This window comes from Opitutaceae bacterium TAV5 (assembly GCA_000242935.3).
GTDB lineage: Bacteria > Verrucomicrobiota > Verrucomicrobiia > Opitutales > Opitutaceae > Geminisphaera.
Genome location: CP007053.1, coordinates 5,134,050 through 5,147,377 on the forward strand (window position 1 = coordinate 5,134,050; position 13,328 = coordinate 5,147,377).

The 13,328-nt window shown below is 67.4% G+C and carries 17 protein-coding genes; 16 read left to right on the forward strand and 1 reads right to left on the reverse strand.

Features of this window, described 5'->3' with window-relative positions; all coding sequences use genetic code 11:
* The first annotated feature begins 24 nt into the window (after positions 1-24).
* The 12 genes from OPIT5_21785 (at position 25) to OPIT5_21840 (ending at position 10,106) form a co-directional block, all read left to right on the forward strand.
* Positions 25-279 (forward strand): hypothetical protein, encoded by a 255-nt coding sequence (locus tag OPIT5_21785; GenBank protein ID AHF92488.1) that lies wholly within the window; start codon positions 25-27, stop codon positions 277-279.
* Between the two features lie 12 nt (positions 280-291).
* On the forward strand, positions 292-954 hold the full coding sequence (locus tag OPIT5_21790; GenBank protein ID AHF92489.1) for a hypothetical protein: 663 nt from the start codon (positions 292-294) through the stop codon (positions 952-954).
* 7 nt (positions 955-961) lie between these two features.
* Positions 962-2,518 carry a hypothetical protein gene (locus OPIT5_21795; protein ID AHF92490.1) on the forward strand — a complete coding sequence of 519 codons (1,557 nt, stop codon included), beginning with the start codon at positions 962-964 and terminating at the stop codon, positions 2,516-2,518.
* The gene (locus tag OPIT5_21800; protein AHF94597.1) at positions 2,515-4,032 is read left to right on the forward strand and encodes a hypothetical protein; all 1,518 of its coding nucleotides are present in this window, start codon (positions 2,515-2,517) and stop codon (positions 4,030-4,032) included. Before OPIT5_21795 ends, OPIT5_21800 begins: the two co-directional genes overlap by 4 nt.
* 126 nt (positions 4,033-4,158) lie before the next feature.
* Complete coding sequence (locus OPIT5_21805; GenBank protein ID AHF94598.1) at positions 4,159-4,986, forward strand: hypothetical protein; 828 nt, start codon at positions 4,159-4,161, stop codon at positions 4,984-4,986.
* The gene (locus tag OPIT5_21810; GenBank protein ID AHF94599.1) at positions 4,983-5,624 is read left to right on the forward strand and encodes a hypothetical protein; all 642 of its coding nucleotides are present in this window, start codon (positions 4,983-4,985) and stop codon (positions 5,622-5,624) included. The genes OPIT5_21805 and OPIT5_21810 overlap by 4 nt, the downstream gene beginning before the upstream one ends.
* 11 nt (positions 5,625-5,635) lie before the next feature.
* A complete protein-coding gene (locus tag OPIT5_21815) occupies positions 5,636-6,721 on the forward strand; it encodes a hypothetical protein (GenBank protein AHF94600.1) in 1,086 nt (361 codons plus the stop codon).
* A 65-nt stretch (positions 6,722-6,786) separates the two neighbouring features.
* On the forward strand, positions 6,787-7,200 hold the full coding sequence (locus tag OPIT5_21820) for a hypothetical protein (GenBank protein ID AHF94601.1): 414 nt from the start codon (positions 6,787-6,789) through the stop codon (positions 7,198-7,200).
* 67 nt (positions 7,201-7,267) lie between these two features.
* A complete protein-coding gene (locus OPIT5_21825) occupies positions 7,268-8,221 on the forward strand; it encodes a hypothetical protein (GenBank protein ID AHF94602.1) in 954 nt (317 codons plus the stop codon).
* A 56-nt stretch (positions 8,222-8,277) separates the two neighbouring features.
* On the forward strand, positions 8,278-8,733 hold the full coding sequence (locus OPIT5_21830; GenBank protein AHF94603.1) for a hypothetical protein: 456 nt from the start codon (positions 8,278-8,280) through the stop codon (positions 8,731-8,733).
* Between the two features lie 115 nt (positions 8,734-8,848).
* On the forward strand, positions 8,849-9,229 hold the full coding sequence (locus OPIT5_21835) for a hypothetical protein (protein ID AHF94604.1): 381 nt from the start codon (positions 8,849-8,851) through the stop codon (positions 9,227-9,229).
* Between the two features lie 52 nt (positions 9,230-9,281).
* Positions 9,282-10,106, forward strand: a complete 825-nt coding sequence (locus OPIT5_21840) for a hypothetical protein (GenBank protein ID AHF92491.1) — start codon at positions 9,282-9,284, stop codon at positions 10,104-10,106.
* 224 nt (positions 10,107-10,330) lie between these two features.
* Here the strand turns inward: OPIT5_21840 and OPIT5_21845 are convergent, their stop codons facing one another.
* Entirely contained in the window at positions 10,331-10,717 is a 387-nt protein-coding gene (locus OPIT5_21845; protein AHF94605.1) for a hypothetical protein, read from the reverse strand.
* 3 nt (positions 10,718-10,720) lie between these two features.
* On the opposite strand from OPIT5_21845, the gene OPIT5_21850 reads away from it, so the two are divergent.
* From OPIT5_21850 to OPIT5_21865, 4 genes are all read left to right on the forward strand, one after another.
* A complete protein-coding gene (locus OPIT5_21850; GenBank protein ID AHF92492.1) occupies positions 10,721-11,575 on the forward strand; it encodes a hypothetical protein in 855 nt (284 codons plus the stop codon).
* A gap of 9 nt (positions 11,576-11,584) precedes the next feature.
* Positions 11,585-11,872, forward strand: coding sequence for a hypothetical protein (locus tag OPIT5_21855; GenBank protein AHF94606.1), 288 nt, complete (start codon positions 11,585-11,587; stop codon positions 11,870-11,872).
* A gap of 56 nt (positions 11,873-11,928) precedes the next feature.
* Positions 11,929-12,660, forward strand: coding sequence for a hypothetical protein (locus OPIT5_21860; GenBank protein ID AHF92493.1), 732 nt, complete (start codon positions 11,929-11,931; stop codon positions 12,658-12,660).
* Positions 12,661-12,741: 81 nt separating this feature from the next.
* A complete protein-coding gene (locus OPIT5_21865) occupies positions 12,742-13,323 on the forward strand; it encodes a hypothetical protein (protein ID AHF92494.1) in 582 nt (193 codons plus the stop codon).
* Positions 13,324-13,328: the final 5 nt, after the last annotated feature.

Genomic DNA, 13,328 nt, shown 5'->3' on the forward strand with positions numbered 1-13,328 from the left:
CCGTAACCACAATCCGAATACACCATGAACGGCACACAACGCGAACTCCGCTGGGAAATCCTCCGCCTCCTCTGCGCCCAGCATCCCGGCACCCTGACCGAGACGCAGCTCTATGACGCCCTCCGGGCGAACGACGAAAGCCTCACGAAGGCCGAGACCATCGTCGCGCTCACCGCCCTCGTCAACCACGGGCAGGCGCAGCGCATCCCCGGCGATCTCTACAAGCCCGAACGCTACCGCGTCACCAGCGACGGCAAGGCCACCTTCGAGTCTGCCTGACACCCTCCCCTCGTGGCCATCCACCAATCAAAAATCTACCGCGCCCTCGGCGGCGACCTGAAGCTCCTGGAAAAATTCTGCGAGCGGATGGACGCCGGCGACTCCGGCCGGGCTCTGGCGAACTGGATCGAGGAGTACGCTCACGACGCCCGCTCGCTCCCGGTCTCCGACCAGAACATCACGGATTTTCGCCAGGGCTACTTTGTCCGCTGGCAGGCGCGGCGGTCCACGGCCGCCGCGATCCGCGAGCGTGCCGCGGCGGCCCGGCAACTCGCCCGCGAGGCCGCAGCCGGCGGCGCGTCGATCACCGAGGCCGCGCAGTTGCAGGCGGCCGACATGCTCACCGAAGTCCTGGAGACCTTCGATGTCGGCATGCTCAAGGCCGCGCTGATCGAGAAGCCCGGCCAGTTTTTGCAGGTCGTCAAGACCCTCGCCGGCCTCGCCCGCAGCGAGAACGAACGCAAGGCCCTCGCCCAGCAGGCGGAGAAACTCGCCGCCGATCTCAAGCTCCGCGACGAGCAGATCGCCGATCTCCAGGAGAAACGTACCGCCGCGAAGAACAAAATCCGGGAGCAAATCGCCGCCCTGCAAAAAGCCCTCAACGCCAAAACCGGCAACGCCGAGAGCCGCCAGCGCATGATGGAGTCCATCGTCGCAACGATCGACTCCATGTGACCCCCCGATGATCGTCCCCCCGGCAAAACCACTCTTCCGCCTGCGCGACTACTCACGCGAGATCATCCGGGAGACGCTCCTGCGCATGTTTCTCATGCTCTGGCGCCGGCAGAGCGGCAAGACCACCACGCTCGCCCTCCGCGCCCTGCGCGAAATGGCCGCCCACGCCGGCCGCCTCATCACCTTCGCCAGCGCGTCTCTCCTGGTCGGCCGCGAAGTCATCGAGAAAGAAGCCCACCTCTTCCGCGAGATTCTCCGGCACGTCCAGGCGCAGCAGAAAAACCCCATCGTTGCCGAGGACGCCCACGGCCGCGACGTGCTCGCCGACGGCACCGACGACGACTTTGTCGATGCCTTCGAGTCGCGCCGCATGGTCGTCAAGCTCTGGCACGACAACACGGTGTATTCGCGCACGCAGGTCATCGCGCCCAACCCCGCCACCGCCCGCGGTTTTACCGGCTCGGTCATGATCGACGAGTGCGGCCTCATCGCCGACTTCCGCGGCGTCTGGGATGCCATGATCTACATCATGTCGTCCGACCCCTCGTTTACGTGCCTTCTGGCGACGACCCCGCCGATCGACGACAACCATTTCTCTCACGAACTCCTCTTGCCCCCGCCGGGCATGACCTTCGATGTCAACCCCGCCGGGCATTGGTATGAGTCGACGGCCGGCCTTACGATCCACCGCGTCGACGTTCACGACGGCATCGCGGCCGGCGCGAAGCTCTACCACCCCAAGACCGGCGCCGTCCTGTCTGCCGAGGAGGACCGCCGCCTCTCGCTCGACCGCGAGTCCTGGGACCGCAACATGGGCCTCACCTTCTCGGCCAGCGGCACGGCCGCTTGCTCACGTCTTGCGTTGGAGCGCGCCCAGTCGCACGCACTGTCGCCCTCCTGCATCGCCGTGGACGACGGCGAAGAGCCGCCCGCCGACTGGCTGGAAAATCTCCGCCCTGGTCTGCCCACCGCGCTCGGCCTCGACCTCGGCACGACCGAAGGCGAGAAGAGCAATCCAAGCTCCCTCACCGTCGCCCAGCACGATGCCGGCGCGATCCCCTGCCGCCTCGTCTGGCGTTGGAAAACCAAAGACCCGGCCATCGCCAACGCCCGCATCGAGCAAGTCGTCAAGGCCGTCAGCGCCCGCCTCGGCCGCGCCCCCCGCTGCCTCTGTATCGACGCCACGAGTGAACGCTATTGGGCGCTCATGCTTCAAGCCGCCCTGCGCCATCTCATCCAGGTCGAACTCGTCATCGGCAGCGAAACCCTCGTCCACCAGGGCCAGACGTTTACGATGAAGCAGTATACGAGCGACGGATACGTCAACGACCTGGACGACGGCCGCATCGCGCTCGCCGCCTGCCGCTGGCTCTTCGACGATCACCGCCTGGTCAGGAAAACGAAGGGCCGCTACGAGGCATCCGTCGCCTCCGATGGCTGCCACGCCGACAGCTTCGATTCCAACCGCCTCGCCCGCCACGGCCTCACCGGCGCCATCGCCGCGCCCGCCGTCGCGCAAGCCGTGTCCGTGCGCGTCGGATACGAGGGAGGATACCCGCTATGAATACCAGCCATTCCATTTCCGCCGATCTCTTCGAGTCCTACCGCCGCTACCGCCTCCAGCCGGTCCGGCAGCTCAACCCCCTCACGCTGGCCCACATCCTCGACGAGTTTTTTTGGGGCCAGCCCCGCGAGGCCGCCCTGCTCTGGGACAAGATCGAGCGCCGCGACGACCGCGTGCGCACCGCCGTCGCCAAGCGCAAGCGCGCCGTCTCCGCCCTCAACTGGGAGATCATCACCGACGACGACAGCCCCGAAGCCACCACCCAGCGCGCCGATCTCGAATACTTCTGGGGCAACCTGCGCGCCACCGACATGCGCTGCCGTGACATGACCGGCGGCGTGGACACCTACATCCGCCAGGTCATGGGGGCGATCGGGTTCCAGTACGCCACCCACGAGATCCTCTGGCGGGTGTCTCCGGGCGGCCGCTACACGGCGGAACTCGTCGCCGTGCCCTTGTGGTATTTCGAGACGGAGAGCGGCCGCCTGCGCCTGCTCCGCGAGCCCGGCGCCAGGGAGGGCGAGGATCTCGATCCCCGCGGCTGGCATGTGTGCGCCAGCGAGGAGAGCCCCCTGCACGAGGCCACGGCCATCGCCTACACCTTCAAGGTCACCCCCCTCGCCGACTGGGCGCTCAAGTGCGAGAAATTCGGCATCCCCTGGACCGTCGGCAAAACCAATGCGCAGCCCAACTCCCCCGACTGGCACGCCTTTGCCCGCGCCGTCGGCGGCCTCGGCAACAACTGCGCCATCGTCACCAACAACGAGAGCAGCGTCGAGATAAACGCCTCCGCGGCCGGCGGCGAAGGCCCGCACCCCGCGCTGGTGGACCGCATGGATCGCGCCATCGTCTCCCTCTGGCTCGGCGGCGACCTCGCCACCATGTCGCAGGAGGGCGGCGCCAACGGCTCCAATCCGCAAAAGGCCGGCGGCGACGCCCTGCTCGGCGGCGACATCAAGTTTGTCACCGCGCAGGCCGAGGCACTCTCGAAAAAAGCCCTGGAACTCATCCACGGCGCCGGCGTCACTCCCAAAGCGCACTTCCGGCTGATCGCCGAGGCCGACACCGACACCACCCGCGAACTCAGCGTCATCACCACGGGCGTCAACCACGGCGTGGGCGTGTCCGTGGCGCACTTCCGGGAAAAATTCGGCCTGCCGGCGCCGGCCTCCGGCGAGGAACTCCTCAGACCCGCGACTCCTGGCGCGCCGGCGGCCGCTCCCGCTCCGTCCGCCGCCTGGAACTCCGCGGAGCGTGCGGACCTCGCCGCCCTGGCCCGCGCCAACGCGCAGGATCTCGCCCCGCTCGCCGCCCGCATCGCCGCGCTCGATGCTGCAAAAACCCCGGAGGCCCTCGCCGACGAACTCGCCGGCCTCCTCCGCGACTTCCCCGCGCTCGCCTCGCAGACCCTGCGCAGCGATGCCGCGGCCAACACCCTCGCCGACGCCGCCGAGGCCGCCGCCCGCGCCGGCCTGAAAGCGGCCGGAAAAACCCCCGAAACCCGCGCCCGATGAAAACCGCCCGTAAAAGGCCGGTTTCCCCGGCCCCCCTCGACGCCCGTCTTTCGTGCCCGACCCCGGAAATCGGGGCCGCAAGGCGCACGCAAGGCGCTTCCCGGCGACCGACCGAGAGGAGGCATTATGCCTGATCCCTCCGCCTCCGCCGTTGCCGGCCCCAACGCCGCGGCCGTCGCCCGCCTCTCAGGCAAGGCGATCGCGCCCACCGATCTCGACAGCGCCGAGATCGCCGGTCTCCCGCTGGCGATCCGCGACCGCTCCTTTTTTTCCGCCAAGGTTTTCCAGGCGAAAACCCTCGGCTCGATGAAATCGAAGCTGATCGACCTCCTCGAAATGGACCCGGAAAAAATCTGGCTCGGCCGCGCCGGCTTCATCGCCGACATGCGCATCGAGCTTGGCGCCGATCCCGGCGACTCCGGCCGGCTCACCGACACCACCAGCCTCAACCGCCTCGGTCTCATCCACGACATGCAGGTCGAGGACGCTTTCTCCCAGGCGCGCTGGTCGGCCGGCCAGGACCCCGCCATCCTCGACCGGTTCCCGTGCCAGGAACTCATCCGTGGTCGCGACGCGGAAAACCCCCGCGACTGGAAAGCCCGGTTTGTCGCGGCCGGCGGCAAACTCTCCCGCTCCGGCCGCATGATCGCCCGCAAGGACGATCGCGTCTGGACCAGGATTTCCCGGTTCGGGAATCCCTGGACGCCCTTCGATTATGGCTCGGGCATGGAGCTGATCGACATCGACCGCGACGAGGCCGTCGCCGAAGGCGTCATCGCTCCGGACGTCACCGTAAAACCGCAAACCGCCGCCCGCGCCCGCGAGGTGGAAATGTCCCTGCGCAACATTTCCGACACCGAGCGCGACCTGCTGAAAGACATGTTTCCCGCCGCCGTTTTCGAGGGCGGCAAGGTCACGTACACGCCGCCCGGCACAACCCCGCATACGTCATGATCCTCGCCACCGTCAACGTCGCCGACACCGCCTCCCCCCGCCTCCGCCAGGTTGCGCGGAAGCTCTCCGACCGCCGGCCCCTCATGGCCCAGCTCGGCAAGCAACTGGAGAAGGACACCCGCCTCCACTTTCTGGAGCGCGAGCGGACCACGCCCAACAAAAAGGGCTGGCCCCGGCAGCACCTCTGGCGGCAGATCGCCACGGCCACCGCCCTCGCCGCCGTCACCAACGACAGCGCCACCGTCACCATCTCGCATCCGGCGATCCGCGCCATCGCCGAGGGCGGCACGTTCACGCATCCGACCAAAAAATACGCCATCCCCCAGCGTCCCGAAGCCGCCGGCATCAATCCCCGCTCCGGCGCGATCCCCGGTCTCTTCGTGCTCGTCGCCAAACGCGGCGTCTATCTCGCCAAATGGGGAAACACCGCCTTCAAGGGCGCGGCTGCTCGCACCGGCCGCCGCATGGCCACCTCCACGCCGGCCGCGGAAAACGCCAGGCGCCTCACGATCTACTACAAGCTCGTCAAAACCATCACCCGCCGGGCGGACCCCGACGCCCTCCCCTCCAACGCGAAACTCCAGGAATCCGCCGGCCGCACCGTCACGGCGTATTTCGCCCGCATCGCCGCCGCCTGATCCCGCCGCTCATGAAAACCACCGACGCCCTCTCCACCTCTCCCGCCTGCCTCGCCCTCGCCACCAATTCCGCCGACGGCTTCATCCCCCTTGCCGGTTACGGTCGCCACCCCAACAAGGCCGGCCTGCAAGTCCTCGACATCGAGGCCGCCGTCCTCATGCAGGCCGCGCACGACACCGCCCGCGCCCGCCGGGGCGAGGAAGCGGCCTCCATCCCGATCTACAAAGGCCACCCCGACAGCCCCTCGCTTGCCCAGACCCCCGGCCACGACGACACCACCCGCTACGGCCGCATCCTCGAACTCGACGCCCGCGAGGAGGCCCTGTTCGGCAAAGTCGCCTGGAACGCCGGCTACGACCCGAAGACGGAGGCGAAAAAACTCTTCGTCTCCCCCGGCTGGGCGTATCGGCAAAACGACGACGGCACCATCACCCCCGTCAAACTCCTCTCCCTCGGTCTCGTCCCCAACCCCAACATCGCCGATGCCCCCGCCGTCAACGTCGCCGACGGATCGGCAGAAAAAACCTCTTCGGGCAATTCCGCCCACACCGACACCATGAAAAAAGAACTCGTGATCGCTCTTCTCAACGCCCTCGGCCTCACCACGGCCGCGGACGCCACCGACGAGCAACTCAACACCGCCCTCGGCTCCGCCGCGGGCAAGGCGAAGGAGCTTTCCGACGCCAACACCGCGGGCGAGGCCGACAGGGCCAAGGCCGCTGCCGATCTCGCTGCCGTCAACAGCGCCGTCGAGACCGCCAAAGCCGCCACGGCCGCCGAACGCGCCGCCCACATCAACACGATCCTCACCCGCGCCATCGCCGACGGCCTCATCACCGTCGCCGAGCGCGGCGCCTGGAACACAAAGCTCGCCGTGGCCGCGGACCTGCAAGCCGCCTACGGTGAACTCGCGGCCAAGGAGCCCTCGATCAAGACGCAGAGCCAGCTCCCCGGCCAGGCCGCCTTCAACGCCGCCCAGCGCGAGGACACCGCCAAGGCCGAGCGTATCCGCGCCAAGGCTCACGAGCTTCAGGCCTCCAACCCGTCCCTCCACTGGTCCACCGCCTGGGAGCAAGCCTCCAAATCCGTCACCTGAACCGGAAAACGTAACCGGTTCCCAACTACAAACTGCCAACTACAAACTTCAAATTCCAGACCGTCATGAATCCTGACCAATCCAACACCAAATACGGCCCCCTGCCGTTCGTCGCCACCGCGGCCATCGCCCGCACCCGGCTCGTCAAGCTCGTCAACAACGCCGGCAATCCCGCCGTTTCTCCCCTCGCCGCCCTCACCGACATCCCGGCCTTCTATACCAACGAAGCCGTCGACAACGCAGGCGGCATCGTGGACGTCAACCCGCTCGATCCCCAGCGCAACCACCGCCTCTGGCTCACCGGCGCCGCCAATCCCGGCGACGTCCTCGTCTCCGACGGCGCCGGTGGCGTCAAGGTCCTGCCCGCCGCGGCCGGCACCTACGTCCGCATCGGCATCGCCGAGGAAACCGGCGTCGACGGCCAGATCATCCTCCTCCGCCCCCACCTCACCGGCCTCCTCCAGACCGTGGCCGCCTGATCCGGAGCCCGTCCTCCTGCCGTATCCAATTATCCATTCACAACCTGATTTTTAACTCTTCATCAAAATGCCTTCACGCCTCTCTACCATCGTCTCCAAGAGCACGATCCAGGAATACGCCCAGGGCGCCGCGCAATCCGCCGCCGCCCCTGTCGCCGACTTCCTCGCCCCGACCGTCGAGGTCGCCAAACCCATCGCCTACTACAAGGTGTATGACGACAAGCGCCGCTTCCGCGTTCCCAACACCCGCCGCGCCATCAACGGTCGCGCCGTCGAAATCGGCTGGGAAGCCACCGACGCCCAATACAACTGCTCGCCTCACGCCCTCGACGTGCCGGTCGACATCATCGAGACCGACGACGAGAACACGATGGAGAACAGCCTCCGCGAGGCCGCCGATCTCGGCGCCGCCGTCGGCTCCCTCTCCCATGAGAAGGAGACCATCGACACCGCCCTGCAACTCCTCACGCCCGGCCTCGCCAACCTCGATTTCGCGGCCGATGCCGACGTGATCGACCAGATCGACGAGCGCATCATCCAGGTCATCAAGGCCGCCCGCTACGGCTCGCTCCTCGGCGTCCGCATGCTCTTCGGTCCGACCTTCTTCCGCCGCCTCAAGAACCACAAGAGCGTCAAGGGCCGCTTCCTCGGCGCCGGCAGCAAGAAGGAAGCCGTCAACCCCACCATCGACGACCTCCTCTCGCTCTTCATCGCCAAGCCCGAGATCAAGCTCTCGATGATGGTGGCCGATGAAGCCCCCGAGGGCAAACCCGCCGACGTGGACTTCCTCCTGGACGAATCGCTGATCGTCTTCGCGGCCAGTTCACACCCCACGCGCCATGATCCGTCCTTCATGAAAACCTTCCGTCTGCGCGGACGGTGGATGAAGCCCGGCACCTACGCCCGCGACGACGGTCGCGTCGAGGTCGCCAAGCTCGACTGGTCGCACGACGTGAAGATCACCAACACCCTCGCCGCCCAGCTCCTCAAGATCGAGCAGCCCGCGCCCGCCCAGGGCTAAACCTCATTGGCCTCATGGGGCCTTCCGCCCCATGAGGCCCATCCCCCGTCAACCACATGTCCTGGAGAACAATCACCGAAGACGATCTGCGCACCGTGCTCACCGGCACGGAAATCGACAGCGTGCGCACCGTGGCCCTGGAAGACGGCGCCGGCGATCCCGTGCCCGGCACCCTCGCCAACGTCGTGCAGACCGTCCGCGGCTACATCGCGGGCTGTTCGCGCAACACCCTCGGCCCCGCCGGCACGCTGCCCGAGCAACTCGTCGGCGACGCGATGGTCATCGCCCGTCACCGGCTCCTCACCCGCTTCCCCGAGGTCGGCCTCCTCAGCGACGGCCGCGTCAACGAATACAACCAGGCCATGACGGCCATGCGCGACGTGGCCGCCTGCCGCATCTCCGTGGAGGCCCCGCCCGTGGCCGGCCCGGAAAAAATGCCCGCCGGCGCCGGCGCGATCCTCGTCAGCCACACCCCCCTCAACTTCACCCGCGACAAGACCTCGCTCCTCTGACCATGCAAAAACTTCGCAACTCACCACCCACGCCGCCGGCCTCATCGACGCCATCCCGCTCCTCGCCGGCAAGGGCATCACCGCGATCTGCGAATCCAGAGGCAACATCGTCTCGATGGTCAAACAGGCGGTGGGGAAACTCGGCCTCGCCGTGATCGTGCTCACCCCGGACGCCGAGCCCCTCACCGCCTCCATCGACACCACCATCCGCATCCGCCCCCGGATCGTCGTCGAAGTCGTGGAAAACGGCGGCATGAACAAAACCGGCCTCGCCGCCCTCGATGTCGTGGCGGAACTGCTCCCCGTCCTGCACCGGGCGCCCAACGGATTTCAACCCGCCGGCCAGCCCCGCCGCCCCGGCCTCCACGAGATCACCCTCGACCCGAAAGTGCCCTACGAACTGGTCCCCGACGACATGCTCGTCGTCTACCACGTCAACACCTCCACCGAGATCACGCTCTCCCGGAGCCCCGCGGCTCCCGATCCCGCTCCGTAACAAATTTCCCGATACGTCGGGATTCACGCCAACCGCCAACACACACACTGCCATGCCGCTCAATCCTGAAACGCTCCATCACACGACTGCCGACCTCGTCGGCACCGTCCAGCTCCTGTTTTCCGCCGGAGCCACCACCCGCGCCCAGGCGCTCGCCCGAGGCTACCTCGACATGGGCTGCTTCAACGGCGCCGAGTTCAAGGCCGAAGTCGCCAAGACCGAAGTGATAAAATCCTACCGGGGCCGGTCCTTCCTCGCCCGCAACATCCCCGGCATCATGAAGCACGGCTACGATCTCGCCACGAACGAGTTTTCCGACGCCCGCAAGATCCGCTTCGCCCTCCTCGGCGAGGACACCGATCCCTTCACCCAGCTTGCGCTCCCTGCCACCGAGGTCGATCCGCTCGTCTTCAGCGTCCAGGCGCCGGCCATTCACAACCTCTGGTATCCCGTCACCCGCACCACCGGCGGCGTCACCCGGCAAATCCGCGAGATCGAGGCGCTGACCTTCCCCGACCTGGTCGAAGGCGTCGACTTCATCGTGGACCCCAAGCTCGGCCTCGTGCGCTTCATCAACGCCGCTGCCCTGCCGGTCGCCGAGATCGCGCCCACCGTCACCGCCCCCGCCATCACCGGCGCCGATCACCCCCTCGGTCTGAAAGCGGTCAAGCCGCTCACGCGGGGCTCCTACAGCGGCTATGCGCGCTTCCTGATCTGGGACGGCAACGAGCAACAGCCCCTCGTCATGGATCATCAGGATTTCTCCTGCGAACTGTCCCTCTCCGGCCCGCCCACCATCTCCCGCGACTCCCTCAGCGAGCTCAAGATCCTCGTCACCATCACCCACGACCAGGGCCTCGTTTATTACAGGGACTGACCGGAGGACCAGAGGCCGGAAACCAGAGGCCGGAAAAACACCATGCAAATCTCACCCGATACTCTCCAGCCCGTGCCGCCCGGCACCGCGCCCGCGCTCGGCGCGGCCTCCGGCACGATTGTCATCTACGGCGTGGCGGCCGTCGAGCTGCGGCTCTACAAGCCCGGCGCGGCCGAGCCGCTCGTCACGCTCGATGCGTGGACGCCCACCCCGGCCACCGGCGCCTACACCGCCACGCTCACCCTGGAGCAGGCCGACGCGATCCTCGCTGCCGGCCCCACGCTCCACGCCAGCGTCAACGGAGGCCCGCCCTTCCAAGTCAAAACTCCGGGAGTGCCACCGGCCCCTCTAACCCAGGCTCCGGCGGCAGCAACCCCGGCCCCGGAGCCGGCTACTACACCAAAGACCAGGTCGACCAGCTCATCACCGACATCGTCGCCCCGGCCGGAGGCACCTACGCCCTCACCGGCCCCGGCGGCCTCCGCGCCGTCCACGTCCGCCGCGCCGACGGCAAACTCATCCCCGTCGTCGGAGCCGGCACCGATGACGCCCCCGCCATCGCCGCCGCTGCGCCCGTCACGGAAGCGCAACCCGAAGCATAAGCCAGCCACGTCATGAGAAAAACACTACTGAAACACTCTGCCTTCTGGCTTCTGGCCTCTGTCTTCTGGCTTCCGTCCTCTGCCCTGGCCCAGGCGGTCCCCGCCGCGCAAACGACCGCCGTCATGGTCAACGACGCCGGCGTCGTCGTCTGGCCGCCCAACTTCGCCGGCGCCAACCTCACGCCCGCCCTCGCCGGCAAGCTCGACAAGGTGACGGGCTCCGGCAGTGAGCGCGCCTACACGGTAAATCTTGTCGGGAGCCAGGCGATGCTCATCATCTCGACAAGCGCCACGACGGGCAACCTCGTCAAGCGGTCCACGGAGGGGCATATCCTGTTGCCGGCCACCGCGCCGACCAATTCCATCCATGCGGCCAGCAAGGGCTACGTCGATGCCCGCACCCCGCAGCCGGCCTTCATGGTCTGCACGATCCAGCTCAACACCGCGCCCGGCGATGCTTACACGGATTTCGAGTTCAAGATCACCATCTCGAATTTCGGCGAACACACGCCGTTTACGGACCTGTATCTCTACTATCACAGCCCGGACCCCGGCCGCACCGTCGTCACCGGACAGGTTGGCCCCGTGCCCTCCGTCTGGTTCGTGGATAGCCAATACACCGACCCGCGCCGGCTCCGGAAGCAGAGCGCCACGCAGTCCATCTGGACCATGCGGACAAACAGCAACTCGCGCATCGCCTCCGTCATGATCGCCGTCCCGGTCGACAGCGTCATCCGCCCGGACAACGCCGCGCTCGTCGTGGAGTACCTGCGCTTCACGCCCACCGATCACGAGCGCGATGCCGGCGGACGCTCCGTCTGGCGCATGGTCGAGCCGTCCTGGCGCACCGTCATGCCCACCCCGTAATCGCCCGCGATGACACCCGACACCATGCTCACCTGCGCCAGCCTGCGCGATGCCCTGAAGACCCTCGCCCGATGCCCGGAGATCGAGCGCATCCGCGCCGAAAACCGGGTGCTGCGACGCACCCTCGATAACTGGATGGGCGGCTCGCCGGAGGGCCGCCTCGATCATGCCGTGGACGTAGTCTGCGCCCTGATCGTCGTGGAGACAGCCAACGAAATCCTCTCTGCCACGCCACCGCCGGCTGACACGGGCACGCCCCGCGACAACACCCCCGGCGACGACGCCATCATCTCCTGACTTTCCCGTCTCCCGGCGGGCAATCCGGGTATCCAAACCAACACCACATAAATACCATGAAAAAAATCATGATCATCATCCCGGCTCTCGTCTTTGGCGCGAGCCTCGCCATCGCCGCCGAGCTTTCGGACTTCGCGCAATCCATTGCCGACCTCCAGGCCTCACGTGTCGAAGTGAACAGGCTGCCGACCAAGACCCGCGCCGACCGGCTTGCCCGCCAGGCCGCGATCGACGCCTGGGACGCCGCCAATGCCGCCACCGTCGAAGCCGCCATCCCGCAAATCGACGCCCTCATCGCCGAGCGCCCCAACCTCGGCGGCTTCGTCATCTGGTATCATCTGGGCCAGAAAAACAAGGACGCCACTGCCGCCAAAATCGCGTGGCAGCAAAACCCGGAAGACAGGGCGCTCGCGGCCAAATTGCTGGCCGTCTCCTCGCACGCGCACAACTACATCCGTCGCTATGCCACCGCCGCCGAAATCGCGGCTCTCCCCGGCTCATCCGGCGTAAGCTTCGCCACTGCCGTCGTCGGACGCGCCGCCGAACTCGGCCAGCCCGAACTGGTGACGGACTACTACACGCGCTGTCTCGCCAAAGGTCTCATCACTACCGGCTACAACGCATGGTTTGACCAAAAGCTGATCGACCTCGCCGCCGCCGGCAAGGAAGCGGAGGGAGTCCGGCTCGCCCGCGTCGAAGCCCTCGCGGTCAACAAGCTCAAGACGACTCCCGCGCAGGAGGCCCGCCTGGTCAAACTCCGCGCCGCCGGCAAACTCTCGGGCGAATAACCGCCGCCCTGCACCTGCACCGCCACCGGGGGGCGGCGCTCACCCGCCGCCCCCTCCACCACAGACCCGCACCCGCCCACCATGAGCAAGACCACCACCGCCCTCGCCACCGCCGCCCTGGCCGCAGCCGGCATCGGAGGCTACATCGCCACCGACGCCCTCCTGGACGATCATCCCGCGCCCGTGTCCCTTGTCGCCGTCGCCGACGCACCTGCACCGGCCGGAAAGGAGACCTCCATCTTCGATGACATCGACAGGAAGCTCGACCCCTTCCGCCACATCGACGCCATCGTCAAGCCTCCGCCCCCGCCCATCCCGGCCAAGGTGCTGGAGAAAGCCATTGCCGCGACCATCCCCGACCAGATCATGGCCGAGGCAATCGCCAGGGCCATGATCGCCCGCGAAGCGCTGGTCGGCAAAAGCATCGCCGGCATCAACAGCCTTGTGCCGCTCATCCCCGAGGCCGCGCCCGGCCTCCCCGTGATCGAGCAGGCGCAACGCCTCTACACCATTCTCAAGCGCGCCGGCCTGCGCACCATCCCCTACTACGCCTCCGGCTCCCCCGCCTGGGTGCGCTGGCGGCAACTCCTCGCCGATCCCCTCGCCACGGACGCCGACTGGATCGCCTTCTACCAGTCTCTCTCCACCGCCGCCCTCGCCTGATCACC

Coding starts and splice junctions, on each gene's coding strand:
- OPIT5_21805 (AHF94598.1), top strand. CDS start 4,159: ATGCCTGATCCCTCCGCCTCCGCCGTTGCCGGCCCCAACGCCGCGGCC.
- OPIT5_21840 (AHF92491.1), top strand. CDS start 9,282: ATGCCGCTCAATCCTGAAACGCTCCATCACACGACTGCCGACCTCGTC.
- OPIT5_21785 (AHF92488.1), top strand. CDS start 25: ATGAACGGCACACAACGCGAACTCCGCTGGGAAATCCTCCGCCTCCTC.
- OPIT5_21855 (AHF94606.1), top strand. CDS start 11,585: ATGACACCCGACACCATGCTCACCTGCGCCAGCCTGCGCGATGCCCTG.
- OPIT5_21795 (AHF92490.1), top strand. CDS start 962: ATGATCGTCCCCCCGGCAAAACCACTCTTCCGCCTGCGCGACTACTCA.
- OPIT5_21810 (AHF94599.1), top strand. CDS start 4,983: ATGATCCTCGCCACCGTCAACGTCGCCGACACCGCCTCCCCCCGCCTC.
- OPIT5_21820 (AHF94601.1), top strand. CDS start 6,787: ATGAATCCTGACCAATCCAACACCAAATACGGCCCCCTGCCGTTCGTC.
- OPIT5_21835 (AHF94604.1), top strand. CDS start 8,849: ATGGTCAAACAGGCGGTGGGGAAACTCGGCCTCGCCGTGATCGTGCTC.
- OPIT5_21860 (AHF92493.1), top strand. CDS start 11,929: ATGAAAAAAATCATGATCATCATCCCGGCTCTCGTCTTTGGCGCGAGC.
- OPIT5_21865 (AHF92494.1), top strand. CDS start 12,742: ATGAGCAAGACCACCACCGCCCTCGCCACCGCCGCCCTGGCCGCAGCC.
- OPIT5_21825 (AHF94602.1), top strand. CDS start 7,268: ATGCCTTCACGCCTCTCTACCATCGTCTCCAAGAGCACGATCCAGGAA.
- OPIT5_21800 (AHF94597.1), top strand. CDS start 2,515: ATGAATACCAGCCATTCCATTTCCGCCGATCTCTTCGAGTCCTACCGC.
- OPIT5_21815 (AHF94600.1), top strand. CDS start 5,636: ATGAAAACCACCGACGCCCTCTCCACCTCTCCCGCCTGCCTCGCCCTC.
- OPIT5_21850 (AHF92492.1), top strand. CDS start 10,721: ATGAGAAAAACACTACTGAAACACTCTGCCTTCTGGCTTCTGGCCTCT.
- OPIT5_21830 (AHF94603.1), top strand. CDS start 8,278: ATGTCCTGGAGAACAATCACCGAAGACGATCTGCGCACCGTGCTCACC.